This is a genomic window from Gemmatimonadota bacterium, from assembly GCA_016719105.1.
In the GTDB taxonomy this organism is placed as follows: Bacteria; Gemmatimonadota; Gemmatimonadetes; order Gemmatimonadales; family Gemmatimonadaceae; genus SCN-70-22.
On sequence record JADKAQ010000002.1, the window covers coordinates 273,107 to 297,171 of the forward strand.

The window sequence follows — 24,065 nt, forward strand, 5'->3', positions numbered from 1 at the left end:
CGTCCAACGCACGACGCCCGCGGCATCTCGCCGCGGGCGTCGTCTTGTCTGGACCCTGCATGGCGCTGCCCCCAGGTGTTGCGGGCGAGCGGATGAGCGTGTGCGCCGCCGTGCGCGATGGACTCAGGCCGTGGCCGCGTAGATCCCAGGTCGCCCGGGGCCCGTGCGGGAGCGCATCACCATCACGACGACGCCGATGGCGGCGATCGTGAGGCCGATGACCTGCGCTGCGGTGAGCGGACCGAAGAAGCGGTCGTCCTTGGCGCGGAAGAACTCGACGATGAAGCGCTCGATGCCGGCGAGGACGCAGTACATCCCGAACAGCCATCCCTCGGCGTGCTTGTGATCGCGGAAGCGCCAGATGATGAGGAACATCACCAGCGCCATGCCGGTCTCGTAGATCTGCGTGGGGTGCACGGCCAATACGGTATCGGGCGTTGCGCCTGGCGGGATCGGCGTGCCGAACAGGCGGTTCATGATCCCGGCGGTGCTCGGCGGTGCCCCCTCGGGGAAGGCGACGGCGAAGCGCGAGTCCCACGGACGCCCGTAGTCGTCACCGACCGCCCAGCATCCGGTGCGCCCGACGGCGTAGCCGGCGGCGATCGCCGGTCCCGCGACGTCGCTGAAGCGGGCGAACGAGAGCTTCTTTCGCGTGATGTACAGCCAGCAGAGGAAGACGCCCCCCATCAATCCGCCCCAGAAGACGAAGCCCGCGCGCGTGAAGAAGTCGCGCCAGTCGTGCGTGATGACGAGGATGTAGTAGAGCTTTCCGCCGAGCAGCATCCCCATGACCGAGGCGAAGACGATGTCGGGGATGGCCTGCGACTCGAGCTCATGCCCACGGCGCGTGAGTTCGTGCTGCGTGACGATCTGCGAAATCATGAACCCCATCAGCACGGCAATCCCGAACCCGGTGAGCGAGAGCGGGCCGAGGTTGATCTGCCAGGGGTGATGTACGATGTGATCCATGGACGCGGTGCGCGATGTGTCGAATCAGCCCGCGAGGCCCGGAAGGGGCAGCGCGGCGTGTGCATTGAGGGTCCAGTCGCTCGACGTACCCCGCTCGGCGTGGAAGAGTGCGGCGCGGGCGATCATGGCAGCGTTGTCGGTCGCCAGGCGCGACGACGGTGCGTACACGGTCGCCCCGAGGTCACCAAGTCGCCGTTGCATCGCCTGCACGAGCGCGCGGTTGCAGGCCACGCCGCCGCCCAGTACCACGCGGCGGCGTCCGTGCTCCCGCGCCGCACGATACGTCTTCTCTACGAGCGTGTCTACCAGCGCGTCCTGAAAGGCGCGCGCGATGTGCGGCGCCTCGACGGCCAGGTCCGCGGCGTCGCGCACGGCGTGCAACACCGCCGTCTTGAGGCCACTGAACGAAACGTCGTAGAAATCGGCGTCGCCGGGATGCTGGTCCCGTCGCAGCATCGGGCGAGAGAAGCGAAGGCGTGACGGATCGCCCGTGGCCGCGAGCTGCTCGATGGGACGTCCGCCGGGATACGGGAGGCCGAGCAGCTTCGCGACCTTGTCGAAGGCCTCACCCGCCGCGTCGTCGCGCGTGGCGCCGAGCAGGCGATACGCCCCCCACTCGGCGACGTCGAGCAGGAGCGTGTGTCCCCCTGAGACGAGCAGGGCGGTGAACGGGGGGACCGCGTCGGCCGACTCGAGGGAGGTGGCGAAGAGATGCCCTTCCATGTGGTGCACGCCTAACAACCGCTTCCCGGAACCCAGGGCGAGTCCCTTGGCGTAGCTCACGCCCACCAGGAGTGCCCCCACCAGCCCGGGGGCGTGGGTGACCGCGATGGTGTCGACGTCGGCGAGCGAGCATCCGGCCTCGTGCAGCGCCTGGTTGACGACCGGGACGACGGCGGTGAGGTGGGCGCGCGAGGCGATCTCCGGCACGACGCCGCCGAAAATGCGATGAACATCCTGCGAGAGGATCACCAGCGACTGCAGTTGCACGGCGTCGCCGCGACCCTCGATGACGCTGGCCGAGGTCTCGTCGCACGAGGTCTCGAGCGCGAGGATGCGCATCAGGCGCTCCGCGCGTTGGCGCCGCAACAGGGATGGGAGCGCCCGGTCGTCCGCGCGACGGCGCGTCCGCTCACGGCGCGGCCGACTCGTTGACGCCGAGCAGTTGCGCGACGACAGCCCGGTTGGCGGCCGAGTCCCAGTTGTCTGCACCGAGACTGAGCTTGCGGATGCGCCCGTCGCGTCCGATGAGGAAGGTGGCCGGGATGCCCTGCGTCTGGAACGCCTGCTCGATCTTGCCGGTCCCTTCGTGCAGGATCTCGAAGGTGAGCTTGTGCTCGGCGACGAAATCGAGCACGCGCTGCTCGTAGCCGGGATCGTCGACGGCGACCGCGACGACCTTGAGGCCCGCGTCGCGGTAGCGATCGTACAGTCGCTGGATGCTCGGCATCTCGATGACGCACGGGCCGCACCAGGTCGCCCAGAGGTTGATCAGGACGACCTCGCCCTTGTAGTCGGCGATGCTCTTGGTGCGCGCCGAGCCGTCGAGCGTGGCGGCGTGGAACTCGGGCGTCCGTGCCCCCACGCGCACCTGCTCGACGGCACTGCCGCCTAACGTTGCACTGTACACTAGCCCCGCGCCGAGCAGTGCGACGATGAGCCCGACCACCTGCCACTGGCGAGCGGTACTCACACCGACTCCTGGCAGAGCCCGCGCAACGCCGCGATCTCCGCCTTGGGGTCCTTGGCGGCGAAGATCGCGTTGCCGGCCACGAAGGTGTCGGCACCCGATCGCCAGCAACTGGCGATCGTGTCGCGCGAGATGCCGCCGTCGACCTCGATCATCGCCGTGCGGTTCCCGGCCTCATCGAGGAGGGTGCGTGCCTGGCGGATCTTGTCGAGCGACCGCGGGATGAACTTCTGCCCGCCGAAGCCCGGGTTCACGGACATGATGAGGATCATGTCCACGTCGGCGGCGACATCGACGAGCGTGGCCACCGGGGTCGACGGGTTGATCGTGACCCCCGCCTTGCACCCCAACTCGCGGATGCGCGCGACCTGTCGGTGCAGGTGCGGGGCCGTTTCCTGGTGGATGGTGATGATGTCGGCGCCGGCCTTGGCGAACGAGTCGAAGTACTTCTCCGGCTCGAGCACCATCAGGTGGGCGTCGAGCGGCATCGTCGTCAGGCGCCGGCAGGTCTCGATGACCTTGGCACCATACGTGAGGTTGGGGACGAAGCAACCATCCATGACGTCGATGTGGATCCAGTCGGCGCCGCCGGCTTCGCACATGGCGATCTCGTCGCCCAGGCGGGCGAAGTCAGCGCTGAGGATGGACGGGGCGATGCGGACTTTCATGGCGTGCCTGCGACGCGAAGCGTGATGGTCGTGCCGGCCGCCACGGAGGCGCCGGCGGCGGGTGATTGGCTCACCACCGCCCCCCGGGGGAGGGTGGAGTCGGGGTCGTGGTCGGGGGGGGCGGTGACCAGGCCAAGCTGGGCGAGCAAGGCCGCGGCGGACTCGAAGTCCTGTCCCACCACGTCGGGCATGGTGAGCTGGGCGGGGCCGGCGCTCACGATGAGGTCGACCCTCGTCCCGAGCGGGACGACCTGCCCATCCGACGGATTGGAGCCGAGCACGAGGCCCCTCGCCGAGTCGGACGGCTGCTCTTGCAGCTGCCCCAGCTGCAACCCGGCCTTCTTGAGTTCGCGCTCGGCGTCCTCGCTCGCGAGGCCGACGAGCGCCGGGATCGTTGCCCGTTGCTGGCCGGCGCTCACGTCCAGCGAGATCGTCGTGCCGGGGGCGACGACGCTCCCCGCCGGCGGGTTCTGTGCGAGGACAGTGGACTTGGGGGCGTCGGCCGAAAAGCGGGATTCGCCTAACGAAACCTTGAGGCCGAGACCGGAGAGTCGGCGCTGGGCATCGGCCTGCGTGAGCCCGACCACGCCGGGAATGGTGATGTCGCCCAGCGCGATGTCGTCCGGGAGCACCACGAAGGCGATGAACAGGTAGGCGAGAAGAAAGCCGCCGGCCGCCATCGCCAGGTGCTGGAGCCACGCGCTGACGCGACGGGTGGGCTTCACCCGGCGCTCCGTCGCAGGCGTGCGGCGAATGCCCCGTCGGCGCCGTGGCGCTGGGGAATCACCCGCAGCATTCCGGCATCGATCGTCGACTCGGGGACCGTCCCCGCCGGAGGCGGCTCCAACTGAAAGTCGGGATGCTCGGCCAGGAACTGCGTCACCTGCGCGTCGTTTTCCTCGGGCTCCAACGAGCAGGTGCTGTAAATGAGCAGGCCGCCCGCGCGCACGAGGGCGGCGGCTGCGCGCAGGATGGCGCGCTGGGCCGCCCCACTCACGGCAAGGTCGGAGACCCGGAGGCGCCAGCGGGCATCAGGGTGCCGGCGGAAGGTCCCCGTGCCGGTGCATGGCGCGTCGACGAGTACCGCATCGACGGCGCTGAGCGCGGTCTCTCTCGCGTCGGTGGCCACGAGCGTGACGTTGCGGGCGTCGAGCCGCTGGACGTTCTGCCGCATGCGCTCGAGGCGCGCGGGCGAGCGATCGCACGCGATGACAACCGATGCCGTGCGGGCCAGCTCGAACGACTTGCCGCCGGGGGCCGCGCACAGGTCGATGACCGTGGCGCCCGGCGGGATCGCCGCATAGCGCGTGACGAGCGTGGCGGCCGGATCCTGTACGAAGAACAGCCCCTGACGAAAGGCACCGACCTCCGCGAGGGCGACGTGCCCCGCGACGGCGAGTCCGTCCTCGACGAGCGGGGCATCCTCCACCTGGACGCCCGATCCCTCGAGCGTGGCCTCGAGTTGCTCGCGCACGAGCCCCCACGGCCGCAACACCATCGGCGCCTCGGTGTTGTTCATGTCGAGAAGCGCACGCGTCTCGTCCATTCCCCACCGTTCGGCCCATCGGGCGACGAGCCAGCGCGGATGCGACCCCTGCAAGGCCAGTTGATCGATCGGGTCGAGGCCAGCGGCGCTGGGCGACGGCGTCTCATCCTCGCGCTCGCGATCGACACGACGCAGCACGGCGTTCGCGAGCTTGCTGGCCCCGATGCCGTGCCGCCGCTTGGCGAGTTCCACGCTCTGGGCGATGGCCGCGTAGGGCGGGACGGAGCGCATGTGCAGGAGCTGGTAGACGCCGAGCCGCAGGATGTCGGTGAGGTCGGCGTCGAGGCGCGCGAGCCCGCCGCGCACCCGGTCGGCGAGATACGCGTCGAGCAGGGCACGGCGCCGCAGGGTGCCGTAGACCAGCTCCTGGACCCAGCGCCGGTCGCGGGCGTCGAGCCCGGATGCCCGTCGGTCGAGCGCGGCGTCGAGCAGGTCGCCTCCCCGCAGGTCGGCCATGATGTCGGCGGCCGCCACGCGCGCGTCGGTCACCCCACCCCGGAGCAGGGTGGAGCCGCGGGCACGCGAACCGTCGGTTGGAATCATGCGAAAAAGATAGTCGGTCCGAGGGAGGGACGAGGTGGGGCGAATCACCCCATGGGCGTCATGCACCGGGAAGGGTGGCGCACCGTGGGCCCTATCTGTCGCGCCGGGCGCCGCACGATTCCCGCACGACGAGTTCGCATGACAGCCGCGTGTCGCGCGGCGGGAGGTCGCGCTGTGCGATGCGCTGCAGCATCACGCCAAGCGCCACTTCACCGATCTGTCGTGTGGGCTGCCGCAGCGTGGTGAGCGGGACGGGGAGGAGGGACGCGTACTCCACGTCGTCGATCCCCACCAGCCGAACGTCGCGCGGCACGCTGTAGCCCAGTCGTCGGAGGGCGTGCATCAAGCGTCCCGCCGTGCGGTCGTTGGCGCAGACGATGCCGTCCGGGCGCTCGCGCATCAGACTCGCGACCGCCTCCTCGTCGTCCGGGTCGAGCCGCCGCGCGAGGGCGCGGTCCACGAGCGCACCGCGTGTGTAGAGTGCCTCGCGATACCCCGCTTCGCGGGCGTCGACGGTGGCGGCGGCGTGGGGAATCGCGACGAAGGCCAGGCGTTGGCAGCCGAGGCGCAGGAGGTGATCGGCGGCGACGGCGCCGGCGGCGCGATTGTCGATACCGACGACATCGTGTCTTCCGGGGATGGGATAGGGGTCGAGGGGGCGATCGAGCAGGACAAGCGGGATGCGCGCCTCGTCGAAGGCGCGGGCGATGCGTTGGTTGACGGCATCGCGCTCCGGCGTGTGTTCGAGCGGGGCAAAGAAGATCCCCGAGACACCGCGCTCCAGATAATGGAGGGCGAGTTGCCATGCGCGCTCGGCCTTGGACGGCGCATCACCGGCACCGCTCCCCCACACCAGGGCATGCTGGCGTGCGAGCGGGGAGTCCATCATTCCCTGGCACATCGGCTCGAAGATGTCGGTCTCACCCAGATCGGGAATGAGGAGACCGAAGGAGAGGGCACCGCTTGCCGACGGCCCGCGAACATATGTGCCGGAGCCCGCGCGCCGTTCGATGAGCCCCTCGACCTGCAAGTCGCGCAGGGCGCGACCGACGGTGATGCGGGAGTGACCGAATCGCCGGACGAGTTCGGCCTCGCTTGGCAGGCGATCGCCCACCCGCCAGCGCCCCGACTGGATCTCTCGTCGCAGCGTGGCGAAGACGTGCGCGTGTTTCAGTCCGGTCGGCGCGAACTGGCTCATACGGTAGCGTCAGTTTGACATGACAAATTCATTCTCGTGATGCGCCGGTAAACTTCGTGTAAATCATTGTCATTTATGAAGTTATGAGGCACAGATCCTTGACGGACGTCGCGGCAATCGGCTACGATAGCGTCATCTCATTGCTATAGCAATAAGAGTCTCTAGCGGAGGAACACGCATGACCGTTTCGACCACGACTCGCCATTTCCTCCTCGCATCGGACTTCGACCAGACGCTGAGCTTCAACGATTCCGGGCATGTGCTGGCCGAGCTGTTGGGGATCTCGGGATATGAAGCGAAGGTGGAAGGGCTCGCGCGCAGCAGCCTGGTCCAGCAGGGGGGCGAGCTGGCGTACCTGATTCGACACGATCCGGAGTTTCGCGGCGTGCGCCGGGCGCACCTCGCCGAGGCGGGGCGGCGTGTTCGGTTGAAGGGGGCGATCCCGGCGCTGGTGCAGTTCCTCGAGCGTGGCTTCGACGACGCCCGTTTCTCGTTCTACGTGATCTCGGCGGCGCCTCGCGACGTGGTGGAGGCGGCGCTCGAGGGGATCGTGAAGCCGGAGCACATCATCGCGACCGAATTCGATTTCGAGCCGGGCTCGGGAGAGGTCCGGGCGGTGCGTCGCGTCGCGGCGGGCTACGGCAAGGTGGCGGCGATCGAAGAGCTCGAGCGCACGCTCGGCATCCCCCCCGATCGTGTCGTGTACGTGGGCGACGGAAGCTCCGACGTGCATGTGATGCTCCACGTGAACAACCGCGATGGGCTCACGATTGCCGTGTCGGAGAACCGCCAGTTGGCGCGCATCGCCAAGCGCACGGTCCTGAGCGACAGCGCCTTCCCGGTCCTCATCCCGATCATGGAGCAGGTCTTTCACTGGAAGCCGGCGGCGATCCGTGCGCTGTTCGAGGTCAACGGCTTCACCCTCAGCGACTGGGAGCGGGAGCGCACGGATCGGGTGACGGTCTCCTCACCCGGCGGGGAGACGGGGCGCGAGGCGGCATGACGATGCTCTCCGCGTACGTGACGCCCTACCTCGGCTGGATGGCGACGATCGTCTTCACGGCGTCGTACTTCGCGCGACGCGCCGAGACCCTGCGCGTGCTGCAGATGGCGGGGGCGACGCTCTGGCTGCTGTATGGCGTGGCGATTCGCGCGACCCCGGTGATCGTGGCCAACGTGCTGGTGCTGGGGGCGGCGACGTGGACGACGCTGGCGCCGCGTGTGGCGCGCGGTGGGGCGGTGCGTGGGGAGGGCGTACGCTGAGCGTCGTTAGTCGCTGATGCCGTCGCGCCTGCGGACGGCCATCATGCTCCCCTGCATGGCGGCGATGAGGCGCGGCACCTCGCCGTCCACGGCGAACGCCTCGCCTCGGCGTGCAGGAAGCCGTGCTGTCGCAGCAGCGCATCGTTGCGGCTGACGGTGATCGCCACGAGCCCCGGAGCGACGCGCTGAACCGCCGCGCCCAGGTGCGCCATGAACGATTGCCGGGCGAAGGAGCGCCTGACGCGCTCCTGGACGGTCACGCCGCGGTTCCCAGGACGTCGCCCACGGCGATGCCGCGTCCCTGCGCCCAATCGAGCGAGGCGAGCCGGCGCTTGCCGGCGGGGTGCACGTAGGCGATGCGCACCCCCCCCGCCCCGCAGGCGACCAGCATCCCGCTCTCGTCGATGCCGAGCACGGTCCCGGGCTCCCCCTGCGCATCCATGGCCACGCGCACGCCGTACAGCTTGACGTCGAGGCCACGGAGCGTGGTGAAGGCCCCTGGTCGCGGGTCGTAGGCGCGGATGCGGCGCGACACCGCGTGGCCGTCCTGCGTCCAGTCCACCTGGGCCTGCTCACGCTCGACCTTCGAGGCGAAGGTGACGAGCGCCTCGTCCTGTGGCACCTCGGTGACGGGGCCGAGGGACAGGAGGGTGAGCGCCTCGACGATGGCCAGGGCGCCGAGCTCGGACAGTCGCAGCTGCAACTCGCCGTAGGTCTCGTCGTCGAGGATCGGGGTGGGGACCTGGAGCAGCACGTTGCCCGCATCCATGCGCTTCACCATGCGCATGATCGAGATCCCGGTGTCGGCATCGCCGGCGAGCAGTGCCGCTTGGATCGGGGCGGCGCCACGCCAGCGTGGGAGGAGCGAGGCGTGGATGTTGAGCGTGCCTAACGGCGGGAGGTCGATGACCGACGTGGGGAGGAGGTGCCCGTAGGCGACCACGACGGAGAGGTCCGGAGCGAGCGACCGCAGGGCGCGCTCGAAGTCGTCGCCGCGCGGCTTCTCCGGCTGCAGCACCGGGAGTCCCTCCTCCTCGGCGATGACCTTGACGGGGGACGGGACGAGCACGGAGCGCGATCGCCCCTGCGGTTTGTCGGGCTGGGTGACGACTCCGACGACGTCATAGCCCTCGCCCAGCAGGGCGCGGAGCGGCGGGCAGGCGAAGTCGGGGGTCCCCCAGAACAGGACGCGCATCTACAGGCGCTCGTCGTCGTGCTCGTGGTCCTCGCGCAGGCGCTTGACCACGTCGGGGGTCAGCTCGCGCACGAGGTCCGGATACTTCGACTTCTGCAGTTCCCACTTGGCGATGGCCGCGCGCCGCTTGAGGAACGACAGGTAGTCGATGAACAGCTTGCCGTGCAGGTGGTCGATCTCGTGCTGCAGGCAGCGGGCGAGGAGTCCGTCGGCTGCAATCTCGAAGTGCTTGCCGTGGCGGTCCATCGCGTGGACGACGACCTGTGTGGAGCGCTCGACCTCGCCATAGATCTCGGGGATCGACAGGCACCCTTCTTCGTCCTTGGCGCTCCCGCTCTCCTCGACGATCTCGGGGTTGATGATGACGTACTGCTCCCCCTCGATCTCGATGACCGCCAGGCGTTCACTGCGCCCCACCTGCGGGGCGGCGAGGCCGATCCCCTGGGCGGCGTGCATCGTCTCGAACATGTCGTCGATGAGCAGCTGCAACTCATCGGTGATCTCGGCCACCGGAGTCGTCTCGACCCGCAAGATCGACGAGCCGAGGACCTGGATCTTCAACAGGCTCACGGTGTGGGGGCGGCTGAGGGTTCACCGGAGAGGACGCGTGCCACCTTGCCACGCTCGACCACGACGCGCGACTCCCCGCTCTTGATCGTGATGTGATCGTCCATCGACTTCTCCGCGGCCCCGTCCTTCGCGGATTCCTTGATGTGCATGACCTCGCCGACGAGGCCGCCGGCGGTCACGACCGTGTCGCCACGCTTGAGGGCACGCAGGCGGGCCTCGTGTTCCTTCCGCTGCTTCTGCTGCGGGCGAATCATGAGGAAGTAGAAGATCCCGAAGATCGCCGCGATCTGGAACAGGAAGGGGAGGAGCGGCGAGGATGCACCGGCCGCCTGCAGCAGGAACGGCACGGGGAGCATGGAGACGATCATTGCGGAGGGGTGGCGCGGGACGTCAGGCGAAGGAGCCAGTCGCTGCTCCACGACTCGAAGCGGTGCTCGAGGATCGCGAGGCGCGCCTGGCGCATGAGGGAGAGGAGGAAATGTACATTGTGCAAGGAAAGGAGGCGCAGTCCCAGGATCTCGTCGCTCACATAGAGGTGGCGCAGGTAGGCGCGTGAGAAGCGGCTGCAGGTGGCGCAGTCGCAGGCGGGATCGAGGGGGCGCGGGTCGGCGCGCAGGTCGTTGCGCTTGACATTGAGCCGCCCCTCGCTGGTGAAGGCGGTCCCGTTGCGCCCCATGCGGGTGGGGGCGACGCAGTCGAAGAGGTCGACGCCGCGTCTGACCCCCTCGATGAGGTCTTCGGGGAAGCCGACGCCCATCAGGTACCGCGGACGGTCGACCGGGAGCTCGGGATCGACCACGTCGAGCATGGCGTACATGTCGGGCTTGGCCTCGCCCACCGAGAGCCCCCCGATTCCGTAGCCGACCCACTCGCCGGCGCTGCGGATGGCGCGTGCGGCCTCGCGCCGCAGCTCGGGGTGGATACCGCCCTGCACGATGGGGAAGAGTGCCTGCGGGGTGCCGTGCGGATCGCCCTGCTCGCGCTGCAGACGCTCGAACTCGCTGCGGCAGCGGTCGAGCCAGCGCAGCGAGCGCTCGCTGGCGTCGCGCGCGGCGGCGAGTTCGGACTGCCCCGGGATGACGTGATCGAACTGCATGATGACGTCGGCGCCGAGGTTGCGTTCGATCTGCATGACGCGCTCTGGCGTGAAGAAACGCTTCGAGCCGTCGATGTGCGAGCGAAACTCCGCCCCTTCCTCGGTGATGGTGCGTAGCGTCTCGAGCGAGAAGACCTGGAAGCCGCCGGAGTCGGTGAGGATGGGGCGGTCCCACTGCATGAAGCGATGGAGTCCCCCCATGTCTCGCACGAGCTCATCGCCGGGGCGCAGGTGCAAGTGATAGGCGTTGGCGAGGATCATCTGCGCGCCCGCGGCGCGCAGGTCGTCGGGGTCGAGCGCCTTGACGGTGGCGAGCGTCCCCACCGGCATGAAGATCGGCGTCTCGACGACGCCGTGCGGCGTGCTGAAGCGGGCCGCGCGCGCGTGTCCGTCGGTGGCGAGGCGCTCGAAGGAGAACGAGGTGTCGGTCACCGATCAGCGCGCCGGCGTGGTGACGGTGACGTGCGCGCGGTCGCCGTCGCAGCGATAGGCGATGCCGACCGGCTCGCGGTGCGCCTTGGGGGCCGCCGCGAACTTGAGCTGCGCCGCGACGGTGCCGAAGACGCCATCGAGCAGCGGATCGGGGGTGCCCCGTACCAGCTCGGCACGCGTGGCGGTGCCGCTGGTGTCGACGTCGACGACAAAGCGTGCGCTGCCAGTGTCGGGGTGCTGTGCCTTGCGCAGCGCCTCGCACTGGAGCCGCACGTACTCGGCGAGCACCGGCTCGGCCGTCGTCGTGGTGTACGTCGGGTTGGCGGGCGACGGGAGCCAGGCGCGCGTGGTGGTGGTGACGCACGCTGCGGCCACGGCGCACAGCGCCAGCCTAGAGAATGACCATCGCATCGCCATAGGAGTAGAAGCGGTAGCCGTCGCGCACCGCGGTGCGGTAGGCGTCCATGATGAGCTCGTGGCCGGCAAAGGCGGCGACGAGCATGAGGAGCGTGGAGCGCGGCAGGTGGAAGTTGGTGACCAGGTGATCCACCGCGCGAAACGTGTAGGGCGGATAGATGAAGATCGAGGTCTCGCCTTCGCTGGCGTGAAAGCTCCCGTGCGCGTCGACGTTGGACTCGAGCGTGCGCACGGAGGTGGTGCCCACGGCCCAGAGGCGCGCGCCGTCGGCGCGTGCCGCGTTGAGCTGGCTCGCGGTGGCGGCGTCGAGGCGATACCACTCCTCGTGCATCACGTGCTGCGTGACGTCGTCGACCTCGACCGGCTTGAACGTCCCGGCGCCCACGTGCAGCACGACGTCCGCCAGCTGCACACCCTGACTCGTCAGGCGCGCGAGCAGTTCGGGGGTGAAGTGGAGTCCGGCGGTGGGGGCGGCGACGGAGCCGGCCTCCCGGGCATACACCGTCTGGTAGCGCTCCACATCGGCACCGGCGTCGGCACGATGGATGTAGGGGGGGAGCGGGATGTGGCCGTGCGCCTCGATGGCGGCGCTGTCGTCGAGCGCGCAGGCCAGCCGCACGATGCGGGTGCGGCGCTCGGTGACCGACTCGATGTGCACGTCGAATCCCGGCGCCACGTGCACCACGCGCCCCGGGCGCAGCTTGCCGCCCGGGTGGATCATCGCTTCCCAGCGGTGATCGCCTAACGGCTTGAGCAGCATGACTTCGGCAGGGGCGCCGGAGTCGCGCGTGCCAAGGAGGCGGGCGCGAATGACGCGCGTGGTGTTGCGCACGAGGACGTCGCCCGCCGGGACGTACTCGGCGAGGTCGGCGAAGGTGCGGTGCGTGATGCGACCGGTGGCACGATCGACGACCATCAGGCGCGACGCATCGCGCCGGTCGCTGGGCGACTGGGCGATGGACGACTCCGGGAGCTCGAAGTCGAAGGCGGCGGTGGGATAGGTCGGTATGCGCATGCGATCGGGGTGTCACGCAAAATCGCCGGGTGCGTCGGCTCGTCCAAGCCCGTGCACCCGGCGAATGTCACGCGGGGGAGCCGCTGGCTAGCCCTGCAGCAGCTTGAGCAGCGTGTCGGTCGATGCCTTGGCGTCGCCGTAGAGCATGCGCGTCTTGGGCTTGAAGAAGAGCGGATTCTCCACACCGGCGTAGCCGGCCCCCTTGCCGCGCTTGAAGACGATGCAGCTCTCGGCGTCCCAGGCGTGCAGCACCGGCATCCCGGCGATCGGCGAGCTGGGATCGTCCAGCGCGCTGGGGTTCACGATGTCGTTGGCCCCGATCACGAGGACGACGTCGGTCTCGGGGAAGTCGGCGTTGATCTCGTCCATCTCGAGGACGATGTCGTACGGGACGTTGGCTTCGGCGAGCAGGACGTTCATGTGCCCCGGGAGGCGTCCGGCCACCGGGTGAATCGCGAAGCGCACGCTGGTCCCTTGCTTGCGCAGGACCTCGACGATCTGGCGGAGCGGATGTTGCGCGTGCGCCACCGCCATGCCGTAGCCGGGGACGATGATGACCGAGCGTGCCTGCTTGAGCTGATCGGCCACTTCTTCGGCGGAGGTGGCGACCATCTCGCCTTCCACCACGGCACCGCCAGCCGGCGCGGCCCCTTCGTCGGCACCGAAGCCGCCCAGGATGACCGAGACGAACGAGCGGTTCATCGCCCGGCACATGATGTACGACAGGATTGCACCTGACGAACCCACCAGCGCGCCGGTGATGATCAGCAGGTCGTTGTTGAGCATGAAGCCCGCCGCCGACGCCGCCCATCCCGAGTAGCTGTTGAGCATCGAGACGACGACCGGCATGTCGGCGCCGCCGATGGCCATCACGAGGTGAATGCCGATGACGCCCGAGATGGCCGTCATGATCAGGAGCGACTGCAGCGCCTGCGGGCCGTCCTGCACGAAGACGACGCCGAGATACAGCGACGCGACGAGCATGGCCACGTTGAGCAGGTGGCGACCCGGGAGGAGGAGCGGCTTGCTGCGAATGACCCCCTGCAGCTTGCCCCACGCGATCACCGAGCCGGTGAAGGTGAGGGCGCCGATGAAGACACCGAGGAAGGTCTCGACGGCGTGCACCGTCTTTTCGGCCCCGGTGAGCTGCTCGAGCGGGCCGAGGTGCGACGAGACGCCGACGAGCACGGCGGCCGCCCCAACGAACGAGTGCAGGATGGCGACGAGCTGCGGCATCGACGTCATCTGGACGCGGGCCGCGAGGACCGCGCCAATGCCGCCGGCGACGATGATGGCGCCGATGAGGAGCGGCGAAGTGATGATCTGCGCCTGGATCGCGACCGCCAGGACGGCGATCGCCATCCCGATGGCGCCGTACGTGTTGCCGCGCTTGGCCGTCTCGGGATGCGAGAGCCCCTTGAGGCTCAGGATGAAGAGAACGGCTGCGCCGATGTAGGCGGAGTTGAGGAGGGAGTCGCTCACCGGTGGAACATCCTCAGCATGCGCTGCGTGACGAGGAAACCGCCGGCGATGTTGATCGTGGCGAGGACGACGGCGGCGAGTCCGACGAGGGAGGCTGCGGAGCTTCCCTTCACCTGCAGCATGCCGCCGATGACGATGATGCCGCTGATGGCGTTGGTGACGCTCATGAGCGGGGTGTGCAGCGCCGGCGTCACGCTCCAGATGACCTGGTAGCCGATGAAGCAGGCGAGGACGAAGACGGTGAAGTGCGTGATGAACGAGGCCGGCGCGGCGTAGCCGACGGCGAGCAGCGCCAGTCCGGCGACCAGGAGTCCCCAGCGCCCGAAGGCGGAGGATTCACCCGACGGTGCACCGTGACCGTGGCCGTGCCCCTGTCCGTGCGCCGGAGCCTTGGGCGCCGCCGCGACCACCGCCGCGGGAGGCGGAGAGGCCGGCGCTGGCGGCGGCCACTTCATCTCGCCCGCCTTGAGCACCGTCATCGGCCGCACGATGTCGTTCTGGTCGCTGACCGAGAACTTTTCGGCGCCCCCCATCTCCTCGAGGAGGTGGGTGATGTTGGTGGCGTAGAGTGTCGAGGCCTGCTGCGCCATGCGCGACGGGAGGTCGGTGTAGCCGATGACCGTCACGCCGTTGACGTCGACCGCCTTGTCGCGCTGCGTGAGTTCGCAGTTGCCCCCCTGTTCGGCGGCGAGGTCGACGACCACCGATCCGCGCTTCATCGCCCGCACCATTTCGGCGGTGATGAGCGTGGGGGCCTTCTTTCCCGGGATGAGCGCGGTAGTGACGATGATGTCGACTTCCTTGGCCTGCGCCAGGAAGAGCGCCATCTCCGCCTCGATGAACGCGGGGCTCATCTCCTTGGCGTAGCCGCCGGTACCGCTGCCGTCTTCGTCGAGGTTGATCTCGAGGAACTCGGCGCCCATCGAGACCACCTGCTCCTTGGCCGCGGGGCGCGTGTCGAACGCGCGGACGATGGCGCCGAGGGCGCGCGCCGCACCGATGGCCGCGAGGCCGGCGACGCCGGCCCCGATCACGAGCACCTTGCAGGGGTGGATCTTGCCAGCGGCGGTCGATTGGCCACGCAGCGGGCGCTGCATGACGTTGACCGCCTCGACGATCGCCCGGTATCCCGAGAGATTCCCCATCGACGACAGCGCGTCGACCTTCTGCGCGCGCGTCGTACGCGGGACCTGATCCATCGCGATGGCATTCACGCCACGCGCCGCCAGCTTCTGCACGGTCTCGCCGTTGAAGGCGGGGTACAGGTAGCTGATGATGGTCTGGGAGCCGTTGAGCCGCCCGACTTCGTCGTCAGCGGGGGGGCGGATCTTGGCGATGACGTCGCTCGCCCAGACGCTCTCGGAGGGGGTGATCGTGGCGCCGGCCGCGACGTAGGACTCATCGTCGAAGCCTGCGGCGAGTCCGGCGTCGTGCTCGACTTCGACCGCGAAGCCGAGCTTGGCCAGCTTCTTCACCGAATCGGGAGTAGCGGCGACCCGGCGCTCGCCGGGGAATCGCTCCCGTGGGATGCCAACTTTCATGAAGGAGTTATCGCGCAAGGTGGGGCAATGCCCATGCGAGGGTGAGCGCACCGATCGGTGGGCGCACGCGATTCGCTGGGCGAGGGCGTAGAACGAGACCGCCTGCTCCGCACCGTCGCTGGGAAACTGGTATCCCGGTTCCAGCGAGCGGCGCAGAAAGCTCGCCTGACGGTCCCACACTCGACAAGAGAGGGGACGAATTGGCGCTCGATTTCCAGTCTCGGCCGCGCGTCGCGGGCGCAATATCGCGTCGATGTGTGAACAGGTCGGATCAGTGCCGCGCGTGCAACGCCGACCCGAGCTGGCACGGCGACGCTAGAACAGCTCCGACTGCGCTTCGGACGACGTCGGCGGGGAGAAGCCGAAGTGTCGATAGGCGAGCGCGGTGGCCACGCGTCCGCGGGGCGTACGCTGCAGAAAGCCGTTCTGCACGAGGAAGGGCTCGTACACTTCCTCGATGGTCCCGGTGTCCTCGGCGACGGCGGCTGCGATCGAGCCCACGCCGACCGGCCCCCCTTCGAACTTCTCGATGATCGCGCGCAAGATGCGCGCATCCATGTCGTCGAGGCCGAACTGGTCGACGTCGAGCAGCTGCAACGCCGCGTCGGCGACCGCGCAGGAGATGACCCCGTCGGCGCGCACCTGCGCGTAGTCGCGCACGCGACGCAGCAGGCGGTTGGCGATGCGCGGCGTCCCGCGGGCGCGGCGGGCGATCTCGTGTGCTCCCTCGGCGTCGATCTCGACCTGCAGGACCTCGGCGGTGCGTCGCACGATGTGCTCGAGGTCCTCCGCCGGGTAGTAGTTGAGGCGCTGCACGATGCCGAAGCGGGCGCGCATGGGCGGCGTGAGCATCCCCTGGCGCGTGGTGGCGCCGATGAGGGTGAAGCGCTCGATCGGCATGGTGATCGTCTGCGCCTTGGGGCCCTCGGAGAGCCGGATGTCGATGCGGTAGTCCTCCATCGCGGGATAGAGGAATTCCTCGATGACCGGCTTGAGGCGATGGATCTCGTCGATGAAGAGGATGTCCCCTTCGCGCAGGTTGGTGAGCGTGCCGACGAGGTCACCTGGCTTCTCGAGCGCCGGGCCGGACGTCGTGCGGATGTTGACGCCCAGTTCGCGCGCGATGAGTTCGGCCAGGGTGGTCTTGCCGAGTCCCGGCGGACCGAAGAAGAGGGTGTGGTCGAGCGGCTCCCGGCGATTCAGGGCGGCATCGATGTAGATGCGGAGGCTCTCCTTCACCTTCGTCTGCCCGATGAACTCCCCGAGTCGCTGCGGCCGGAGCGATAGCTCGACCGGCCCTTCCTCGGGGAGTTCGTCGGGCGTGGTGATTTCTCGAGACACGGAATCGGACGGGGGACGGGGGGACGAAGGACAGGCGACGGGACGCCAGGCGGGGTCGCGGCGCGTCCTGCTGCGACTCCCGTCCAAGAGCTCACAAACACGTGCACTTCACCAGTGGTGCTACGCGAATCGCGGCGGGCGCAGCGCCCGCAGGAATATAGCCCGAAAATACGCCGAATTCGAAGATTGGAGTTCTGTGACCTCGCCATGCGGCGGGCGTCGTTCTTCTGTGAATTTCGTCCCGGTCCTGGCGATTGCGTTGGTGCTCGCGTTGGCGTCCGTGGCCGTCCTCGTGGTGCGCGCACAGCAGTCTCGCGACGAGGCGGCGTCGACGCGAGCGAGCGAGGCGCGATTTCGCTCCTTGGTGCAGCTCTCCTCCGATGTCACCCTCATCGTCGATGCCGGCGGGGTGATTCGATTTGCGTCGCCGGCGGCCGCCCATACGTTCGGGCGTCCGGCGACGTCGCTGGAGGGGGTCGCCCTGCCGGCGCTGGTACATCCGGACGACTTGCCGCAGGCCACGCGGTTCCTCGCCTCGCTGGGGACGTCGCGCGGGCGGAGTGCGGCGGAGTGGCGCATCCGGGGATCGTCGGGGATGTGGCAGTGGACGGAGAACATCGCCACCGACCTGCACCACGAGCCGTCGGTGAACGGGGTGGTGGTCAATGTGCGCGACATCTCGGAGCGGCGGTCGCTCGAGTCGCGGCTGACGCACCAGGCGTTTCACGACGCGCTGACCCGGCTCGCCAACCGCTCGCTCTTCCTGAACCGGGTGGGGCACGCCGTGGCGCGTGCGCCGCGGCACCATCGACCGTCGGCGGTGCTCTTCCTCGACCTCGACGACTTCAAGAAGGTCAACGACTCGTTAGGGCACGGCGTGGGCGACGAACTCCTGATTGCGGGGGCGGCGCGCCTGTCCACGTGCGTGCGCCCGGGGGACACCATCGCGCGACTGGGCGGTGACGAGTTCGCCGTGCTTCTCGAGGACCTGGACGACATGGCGCACGCGGAGGCTATCGCGGAGCGCATCTCGACGGCGCTGCGGACGCCGTTCCGGATGCAGGGGCGCGACGTCTTCATCGGGGTGAGCATCGGGATTGCGGCGGTCGAGGCCAGCCACACCGCGGAGGAGGTACTGCGCAACGCCGATCTCGCGATGTACTTCGCGAAGGGACGAGACAAGGGGCGGTGGGCGATCTACGCCCCGGCGATGCACGAACAGGTGCTCGACCGGCTGGAGCTCGAGGCCGACCTGCGCGCGGCGGTCGCGTCGGGGGACATCCGGGTGGAGTACCAGCCGATCGTCCATCTGGCGACGGGGGCGATGTTCGGGGCCGAGGCGCTGGTCCGCTGGCGCCACCCGTCGCGAGGGCACGTGAGCCCGTCGCGGTTCGTGGCGATCGCCGAGGAGACCGGGCTGATCGTCCCGATCGGGCGCGGGGTGTTGCAGGAGGCGTGTCATCGTGCGCGGGAGTGGGGGGAGCGCCGGCGCGGCGCGCGCGCGCTGCGGATGTCGGTCAACCTCTCGGGGCGACACTTCCAGGAGCAGTCGCTGGTGGGTGACGTGGAGGAGGCGCTGCGCGACTCGGGGCTCGACCCGGCGGCGTTGACGCTGGAGATCACCGAGTCGGTGCTGATGCAGCGCTCGGAGGCGACGCTCGAGACGCTGCGCCAGCTCAAGACGCTCGGATTGCAGCTGGCGATTGACGACTTCGGCACCGGCTATTCGTCGCTGGGGTACCTGCAGCAGTTCCCGATCGACATGCTGAAGATCGACCGCACCTTCGTCGATGCCGTCGGGACGAGCGGGGGCGACCCGGTGCTGGCGCGGGCGATCATCGCGCTTGGCCAGGCGTTGCAGCTGGATGCGGTGGCCGAGGGGATCGAGCGCGCCGAGCAGCGGGACGGACTGCGCGCGATGGGATGCACGCTCGGGCAGGGGTACCTCTTCGCCCGCCCCATGGCGGCGGACGATCTCGCCGCCTTCGTCCGCGAACCGGTGCGCGGGCCGTCGGTCGTGGAGATGTATGCGCCCGATCGGGGGCGTCGGCGTCACGCGTCGGGGGTGCCGGACGAGCGGTCGTAGGGCGCGCTCGCCCGCGCGCTCGGCGTGCCGGGGGAGCGGAGGGGAACACTCCAGTTCGCGGTTCGCGCGGTCGAGAATCACAGGTGCGTCATGCCTGATTCTCCCTACTCTCCGCGCCCCCCGCGACTTCGGCGTCTCTTCGCCTCGTCCACCATGGACAGTGCGGTGGGGAGCGCCGGCATTGCCATGCACGTGCTGGTCGTGCTGGCGCTGCAGCTCACGCCCGGGGTGACGTGGCAGGGGCGTCACACGGTGCAGGTGGTAGCCGAGATCGCCTCGTTCGGACTCCTGTCGTTCGTGGCGTGGCGCGCCGCGACTGACGCGCGCGTCGACGCAGGAGGGCGCCTCGCCTGGCGATCACTGGCCATCGCGGTGTCGGCGCAGTGGGCGGCGTACGCCGCGTACGGCGTGGCGGAGGTTCGGGGCGACGCCCCGTTGATGCGTGCGGTGTCGGACGCCGTGTACCTGCTCTCCTATCCGTTCCTGCTGGTGGGGTTGTTGCGCTTCCCGCGCCCGGTACCGGAGCGTCCGCGGCGTGCGATACACTCGCTCGATGCCGCGATAGTCGTGGTGGCCGGGGGGGTGGTCCTCCTGCACCTCGCGTTGCTTCCCGGGGCAGTCGAGTCGGCCGCGACGTCCCGGGAGGTCCTGGCCTACGCTGCCGTGTACCCGTTAGGCGACGCGATCATGCTGGTGGGGGCGACGGTGCTGTGGCTGCGCGAACCCTCCGATGCGCGGCGGGGCGTGGTGACGCTGCTGGGGATTTCGCTCCTCGTGCTGCTGGTGGCTGATGGCGTGTACGCGTACCGCATCGGATACCGGACGTACCAGACCGGGAGCTTCCTCGACGTGCTGTGGGCCACCTCGGCACTGCTGATGGCGGTGGCGGCGCATTGGCAGCGGGTCTCGGCACGGTCGCCGGCGGGGCACGAGGTGTCGGCCCCGCCGGGGCTGCACCAGCCCGCGCTTCCCTACCTTGCGAGCGCCATCGTCTTCGCGCTCCTGCTCATGGTGGCGACGCGGGACTCGGGGACGGCCACGCGCGTGCTGGCGGGGGGGGCGACGCTCGTGACCGCGCTCGTCCTCGCGCGGCAGTGGGTGGCGGTGCGCGAGAACGTGCGGCTGGCGGGTGACGCCCTCGCGCGCGAGGGGGAGGCACGCTTTCGCGCGTTGGTGCAGCACGCGTCGGACATGCTGCTGATCATCGACGGGGACTTCGCGGTACGGTACGCGAGTCCGGCGGCCCTGGACGCGCTGGGGACGCCGGCCGGGGCGCTCGTTGGCTCCCGCCTGCTCGAGTTGGTGCACCCCGCGGACGTCGGGGACGCCTTGCGGCTGCTGGGGCGCGCGGTGGCCAGCGGGCGGGAGTCGGTGCGCGGCGAGTGGCGCTTCCGGGCGACCGACGGGCGCACGATCCACGCGGAACACGTGGCGACCAGCCTGTTGGACGAGCCGACGGTGCGGGGGATCGTCCTCAATTCGCGCGATGTCTCGGAGCGGGCGGAGTTGGAGCGGCAGCTGACCCACCAGGCCTTCCACGACCCGCTCACCCGCCTGGCCAATCGCACGCTGTTCCTCGACCGGCTCGAGCACGCCTTCCGGCGCGGGGCGCGCGCGCCGGGGACGGTGTCGCTCCTCTTCCTCGACCTCGACGACTTCAAGCGCGTCAACGACTCGTTAGGGCACGCGGCCGGCGACGTGCTGCTGGTGGAAACGAGTGCACGCATCGCCGCCGAACTGCGGGAGGGGGACACGCTCGCGCGGCTCGGGGGCGACGAGTTTGCGATCCTGCTCGAGAACGTCGACGACGCGGGGATGTCGGAGGCGGTGGCGGCGCGCGTGCTCGAGGCGCTGCGCGCGCCGGTCACGGTGGAGGGCAAGGCGATCCACGTGGGGGTCAGCATCGGCATCGCCAACTCCCGCGATGCGGCGAACCCGTCGGAGCTGATGCGCAACGCGGACCTGGCGATGTACATCGCCAAGACGCGCGGGAAAGGGGCGTGTGCCGTGTTCGAGCCGCACATGCACTCGGACGTGGCGACGCGCCTGGACATCGAGGCCGACCTGCGCAAGGCGATCGAGGCGGACGAGCTGCGCCTCGTCTTCCAGCCGGTGGTCGGGCTACACCATCGCCAGCTGCTCGGGGTGGAAGCGCTGGTGCGATGGACGCATCCGACGCGAGGCGAGATTCCTCCCGCCACCTTCATCCCGATCGCCGAGGAGGCGGGGCTGGTCGTGGCGCTGGGGCGCTGGGTGCTGTGCGAGGCGTGCCGCCAGGCACGACGGTGGCGCGATGAGACGGGGGAGCAGCTGCACGTCGGAGTGAACATCTCGGCGCGGCAGATCCACGATGCGAGCCTGATCGCCGATGTCCGGATGGCGCTCGAGGAGTCCGACATCCCGCCGGAGCAGCTCCTCCTGGAGATCACCGAGAGCGTGTTGATGCGCGACTCGGACGATGCGGCTGGCGTGCTGCAGGCGCTCAAGACGCTGGGCGTGTCGCTGGCGCTGGACGATTTCGGGACGGGATACTCGTCGTTGAGCTACCTGCAGCGGTTTCCCATCGACCTGCTCAAGATCGACCGGTCATTCGTGGCGCCGATGGCGGCGCGGAGCTTCGACCCGCGCCTCGTGCGGGCGATCCTGGCGCTCGGCGAGAGCCTGGGGATGCGGATCGTGGCCGAAGGGATCGAGACGGAGGGGCAGTTGCAGGCGCTGCGCGAGCTTGGGTGCGAGATGGGGCAGGGCTACCTGTTTGCGCGGCCGTTGACCTCCGACCAGCTCCTGGCGCGCATTCGCGAGGAGCTGGCGATGCGCCCGACGGCGTCGGGCGGAGGGCGCCTGGTGCCGGCGTTCGCCGCGGCGCGTTAGGCGCGCTGCGGTGGCGCGCTGCGGTGGCGCGTAGGCACCCTGCGCCCGACGCGCCGGCTGTGTCGTGCTGCGCGCCGCGTGGCGTGCCGCGCGTCCGTCGTTAGGCCCGGGCCGGAATAGCGGCCAGGCGCTCGGCGGCCGCTCGCAGCGTCTCGGCGCGCTTGCAGAAGGCGAATCGCACGTAGTTGCGTGGGGCGCCTCCCGCGACGTGGAAGGACGAGCCCGGGACGGTGGCGACTCCCACTTCGCGGGCGAGCCAGCGGGCGAAGTCCACGTCGCCCATGTCGCTGATCCCCTGGTAGCCGGCCAGGATGTAGTAGGCGCCCTCTGGGGGGGTGAAGGTGAAGCCGGCGGAGCGGAGTGCGTCGCACAGGATCTCGCGGCGGGCGCGATAGTCGAGGGCGAGGTGGTTGTAGTAATCGGCGTCGAACGCCATCCCGACGGCGGCCGCCTGCTGCAACGGCGCGGGCGCGCCGACGGTGAGGAAGTCGTGCACCTTGCGGATGGCGACCGCCTCGCGCGCGGGGGCGATGGCGTAGCCCAGGCGCCATCCGGTGCAACTGAACGTCTTGGAGAGTCCGGAGATCGTGATCGTGCGCTCGGCCATGCCCGGCCAGGTGGCGAGCACATGGTGCGAGCCCGCATAGCGGATGTGCTCGTAGATCTCGTCGGTGATGGCCCAGACGTCGTTCCCGATGCAGAGCTCGGCGATGAGGTCGAGTTCCTCGCGGGTGAAGACGCGCCCGGTCGGGTTGTGCGGGGTGTTGACGATGATGGCCTTGGTGCGCTCGGTGAAGGCGTCGCGCAGGCGCTGCGGGTCGAAGTTCCAGCCCGGGGGTTCGAGCGGGACGAAGACCGGCTTGGCACCGGCGAGGATCGCGTCGGGGCCGTAGTTCTCGTAGAACGGGTCGAAGACGATCACTTCATCGCCGGGGTCGATCATGGCGAGAAAGACGGCGGCCATGGCCTCCGTGGCGCCGCACGTCACAGTGACCTGCTGATCGGGGTCGACGGTGTAGTCGTACATGCGGTGGTACTTTTCGGCGATCGCCAGCCGCAACGCCGGCGCCCCCCACGTGATTGCGTACTGGTTCACGTCGCCGTGGATGGCGGCGCACGCGGCGTCCTTCATCACCTCGGGCATGGGGAAGTCGGGGAAGCCCTGCGCGAGGTTGATCGCGCCGTACTGCTGGGCGACGCGTGTCATTTCGCGGATGACCGACTCGGTGAAGCTCGCGGTGCGTGCTGCCGGCATATGGAGGGAGACTTGGGGCGGGAGACGAAATGCGGAGGGTGCCTAACGGTTGCGGCTCAGCGCTTCCCGACCAACGGGAGGGCCGCCCGCACAAGTTCTGCCGTGGACGACGTTGCGCCAGAGGGGCCCATCGACTCTCGCGCACCGCGCACCGCCTTCTCGGCGTCGGGGGCGGCGTAGCCGAGGGAGACGAGGGCGCGCACGGCGTCGGCGTCGGAGGCTCCAACTGGGCGGGTGCCGTCGGCGGGGGCCGACGCGACCTCGTCGAGCTTGTCGGCGAGGTCGAGGATGAGCTGTTCGGCCTTCTTGCGTCCGACGCGCGGGACCTGCTGGAGGGTGACGAGGTCCTTCTCGCGGATGGCGCGCACGAGCCGCTCGGGCGAGAGCGTGGAGAGCATCCCCAGAGCGAGCGCCGGGCCGACCCCTTTGGCGAGGAGGAGCTTCCGAAAGACGGCGCGTTCGAACGGGGTGGCGAAGCCGTAGAGGAGCCACTCGTCCTCGCGCACCACGAGCGAGGTATGGAGGCGCACCTGTTCCCCTGCCCTGGGGAGCGCTTCATAGGTGCCGAGCGGGATGAAGAGCTCGTAGCCCACGCCACCCGGAGTCAGCACCTCGGCACGATCCAGGTCCTTCGAGAGGAGGGTGCCGGTGAGGAGTGAGAGCATGCGAGGGGGGTGGTGGATGCAGAACGGGTGGAGCGAGCGCTATCTGCGAGGAAATGCGCCAAGGGGCAAGGGAATGATGATGCGGGGCGGGGGCGGCGAGGAGAAGTTGTTGATGGGGGGCCCCCCGCGCCGGTCATGGCGTCAGCGATCAATCCCTTCGAACGCCCTCGCGCCGGCTCTCGGCGCCGGCTCTCGCCCCTGTAGTCGCCGAGTTGCGCACCC

At 69.4% G+C, this 24,065-nt stretch carries 22 protein-coding genes; 4 read left to right on the forward strand and 18 right to left on the reverse strand.

All coding sequences use genetic code 11. The features are described from left to right. Positions 1–123: 123 nt before the first annotated feature. From lgt to IPN47_04805, 7 genes are all read right to left on the reverse strand, one after another. Complete coding sequence (gene lgt / locus IPN47_04775; GenBank protein ID MBK9407361.1) at positions 124–969, reverse strand: prolipoprotein diacylglyceryl transferase; 846 nt, start codon at positions 967–969, stop codon at positions 124–126. A gap of 24 nt (positions 970–993) precedes the next feature. Next, a complete protein-coding gene (tsaD, locus tag IPN47_04780; GenBank protein MBK9407362.1) occupies positions 994–2,031 on the reverse strand; it encodes a tRNA (adenosine(37)-N6)-threonylcarbamoyltransferase complex transferase subunit TsaD in 1,038 nt (345 codons plus the stop codon). 70 nt (positions 2,032–2,101) lie between these two features. Continuing rightward, complete coding sequence (locus IPN47_04785; protein ID MBK9407363.1) at positions 2,102–2,662, reverse strand: TlpA family protein disulfide reductase; 561 nt, start codon at positions 2,660–2,662, stop codon at positions 2,102–2,104. After that, positions 2,659–3,327 (reverse strand): ribulose-phosphate 3-epimerase, encoded by a 669-nt coding sequence (locus IPN47_04790; protein ID MBK9407364.1) that lies wholly within the window; start codon positions 3,325–3,327, stop codon positions 2,659–2,661. The genes IPN47_04785 and IPN47_04790 overlap by 4 nt, the downstream gene beginning before the upstream one ends. Continuing rightward, positions 3,324–4,052, reverse strand: a complete 729-nt coding sequence (locus IPN47_04795) for a PASTA domain-containing protein (protein MBK9407365.1) — start codon at positions 4,050–4,052, stop codon at positions 3,324–3,326. The genes IPN47_04790 and IPN47_04795 overlap by 4 nt, the downstream gene beginning before the upstream one ends. Next, a complete protein-coding gene (rsmB, locus tag IPN47_04800) occupies positions 4,049–5,416 on the reverse strand; it encodes a 16S rRNA (cytosine(967)-C(5))-methyltransferase RsmB (protein MBK9407366.1) in 1,368 nt (455 codons plus the stop codon). The genes IPN47_04795 and rsmB overlap by 4 nt, the downstream gene beginning before the upstream one ends. A 91-nt stretch (positions 5,417–5,507) precedes the next feature. After that, complete coding sequence (locus IPN47_04805) at positions 5,508–6,614, reverse strand: GntR family transcriptional regulator (protein ID MBK9407367.1); 1,107 nt, start codon at positions 6,612–6,614, stop codon at positions 5,508–5,510. A 178-nt stretch (positions 6,615–6,792) separates the two neighbouring features. On the opposite strand from IPN47_04805, the gene IPN47_04810 reads away from it, so the two are divergent. Together IPN47_04810 and IPN47_04815 are read left to right on the forward strand one after the other, a co-directional pair. Next, entirely contained in the window at positions 6,793–7,617 is an 825-nt protein-coding gene (locus IPN47_04810) for a haloacid dehalogenase-like hydrolase (GenBank protein ID MBK9407368.1), read from the forward strand. After that, on the forward strand, positions 7,614–7,877 hold the full coding sequence (locus tag IPN47_04815; protein ID MBK9407369.1) for a hypothetical protein: 264 nt from the start codon (positions 7,614–7,616) through the stop codon (positions 7,875–7,877). Before IPN47_04810 ends, IPN47_04815 begins: the two co-directional genes overlap by 4 nt. 256 nt (positions 7,878–8,133) lie before the next feature. Here the strand turns inward: IPN47_04815 and IPN47_04820 are convergent, their stop codons facing one another. From IPN47_04820 to ruvB, 9 genes are all read right to left on the reverse strand, one after another. Then, on the reverse strand, positions 8,134–9,072 hold the full coding sequence (locus IPN47_04820) for a methionyl-tRNA formyltransferase (protein MBK9407370.1): 939 nt from the start codon (positions 9,070–9,072) through the stop codon (positions 8,134–8,136). Next, a complete protein-coding gene (def, locus tag IPN47_04825; protein ID MBK9407371.1) occupies positions 9,073–9,642 on the reverse strand; it encodes a peptide deformylase in 570 nt (189 codons plus the stop codon). Next, on the reverse strand, positions 9,639–9,998 hold the full coding sequence (gene yajC, locus IPN47_04830; GenBank protein ID MBK9407372.1) for a preprotein translocase subunit YajC: 360 nt from the start codon (positions 9,996–9,998) through the stop codon (positions 9,639–9,641). The genes def and yajC overlap by 4 nt, the downstream gene beginning before the upstream one ends. Before the next feature lie 8 nt (positions 9,999–10,006). Beyond that, positions 10,007–11,170 (reverse strand): tRNA guanosine(34) transglycosylase Tgt, encoded by a 1,164-nt coding sequence (tgt, locus tag IPN47_04835; protein ID MBK9407373.1) that lies wholly within the window; start codon positions 11,168–11,170, stop codon positions 10,007–10,009. 3 nt (positions 11,171–11,173) lie between these two features. Beyond that, positions 11,174–11,545 (reverse strand): hypothetical protein, encoded by a 372-nt coding sequence (locus IPN47_04840; GenBank protein MBK9407374.1) that lies wholly within the window; start codon positions 11,543–11,545, stop codon positions 11,174–11,176. Positions 11,546–11,561: 16 nt separating this feature from the next. Beyond that, positions 11,562–12,602: a tRNA preQ1(34) S-adenosylmethionine ribosyltransferase-isomerase QueA gene (queA, locus tag IPN47_04845; GenBank protein MBK9407375.1), complete on the reverse strand. Its 1,041-nt coding sequence runs from the start codon at positions 12,600–12,602 to the stop codon at positions 11,562–11,564. Between the two features lie 87 nt (positions 12,603–12,689). After that, a complete protein-coding gene (locus IPN47_04850) occupies positions 12,690–14,084 on the reverse strand; it encodes an NAD(P)(+) transhydrogenase (Re/Si-specific) subunit beta (protein MBK9407376.1) in 1,395 nt (464 codons plus the stop codon). After that, on the reverse strand, positions 14,081–15,625 hold the full coding sequence (locus IPN47_04855) for a Re/Si-specific NAD(P)(+) transhydrogenase subunit alpha (GenBank protein MBK9407377.1): 1,545 nt from the start codon (positions 15,623–15,625) through the stop codon (positions 14,081–14,083). Before IPN47_04855 ends, IPN47_04850 begins: the two co-directional genes overlap by 4 nt. Before the next feature lie 315 nt (positions 15,626–15,940). Next, positions 15,941–16,966, reverse strand: coding sequence for a Holliday junction branch migration DNA helicase RuvB (gene ruvB, locus IPN47_04860; GenBank protein ID MBK9407378.1), 1,026 nt, complete (start codon positions 16,964–16,966; stop codon positions 15,941–15,943). Between the two features lie 229 nt (positions 16,967–17,195). Here ruvB and IPN47_04865 point away from each other — a divergent pair, with 229 nt between their 5' ends. Together IPN47_04865 and IPN47_04870 are read left to right on the forward strand one after the other, a co-directional pair. After that, the gene (locus IPN47_04865; GenBank protein ID MBK9407379.1) at positions 17,196–19,052 is read left to right on the forward strand and encodes an EAL domain-containing protein; all 1,857 of its coding nucleotides are present in this window, start codon (positions 17,196–17,198) and stop codon (positions 19,050–19,052) included. Positions 19,053–19,142: 90 nt separating this feature from the next. Next, positions 19,143–21,923 carry an EAL domain-containing protein gene (locus IPN47_04870; protein ID MBK9407380.1) on the forward strand — a complete coding sequence of 927 codons (2,781 nt, stop codon included), beginning with the start codon at positions 19,143–19,145 and terminating at the stop codon, positions 21,921–21,923. 100 nt (positions 21,924–22,023) lie between these two features. Here the strand turns inward: IPN47_04870 and IPN47_04875 are convergent, their stop codons facing one another. Further along, positions 22,024–23,178, reverse strand: a complete 1,155-nt coding sequence (locus IPN47_04875; protein MBK9407381.1) for an aminotransferase class I/II-fold pyridoxal phosphate-dependent enzyme — start codon at positions 23,176–23,178, stop codon at positions 22,024–22,026. Between the two features lie 56 nt (positions 23,179–23,234). Then, positions 23,235–23,843: a Holliday junction branch migration protein RuvA gene (gene ruvA, locus IPN47_04880; GenBank protein ID MBK9407382.1), complete on the reverse strand. Its 609-nt coding sequence runs from the start codon at positions 23,841–23,843 to the stop codon at positions 23,235–23,237. Positions 23,844–24,065 lie beyond the last annotated feature (222 nt).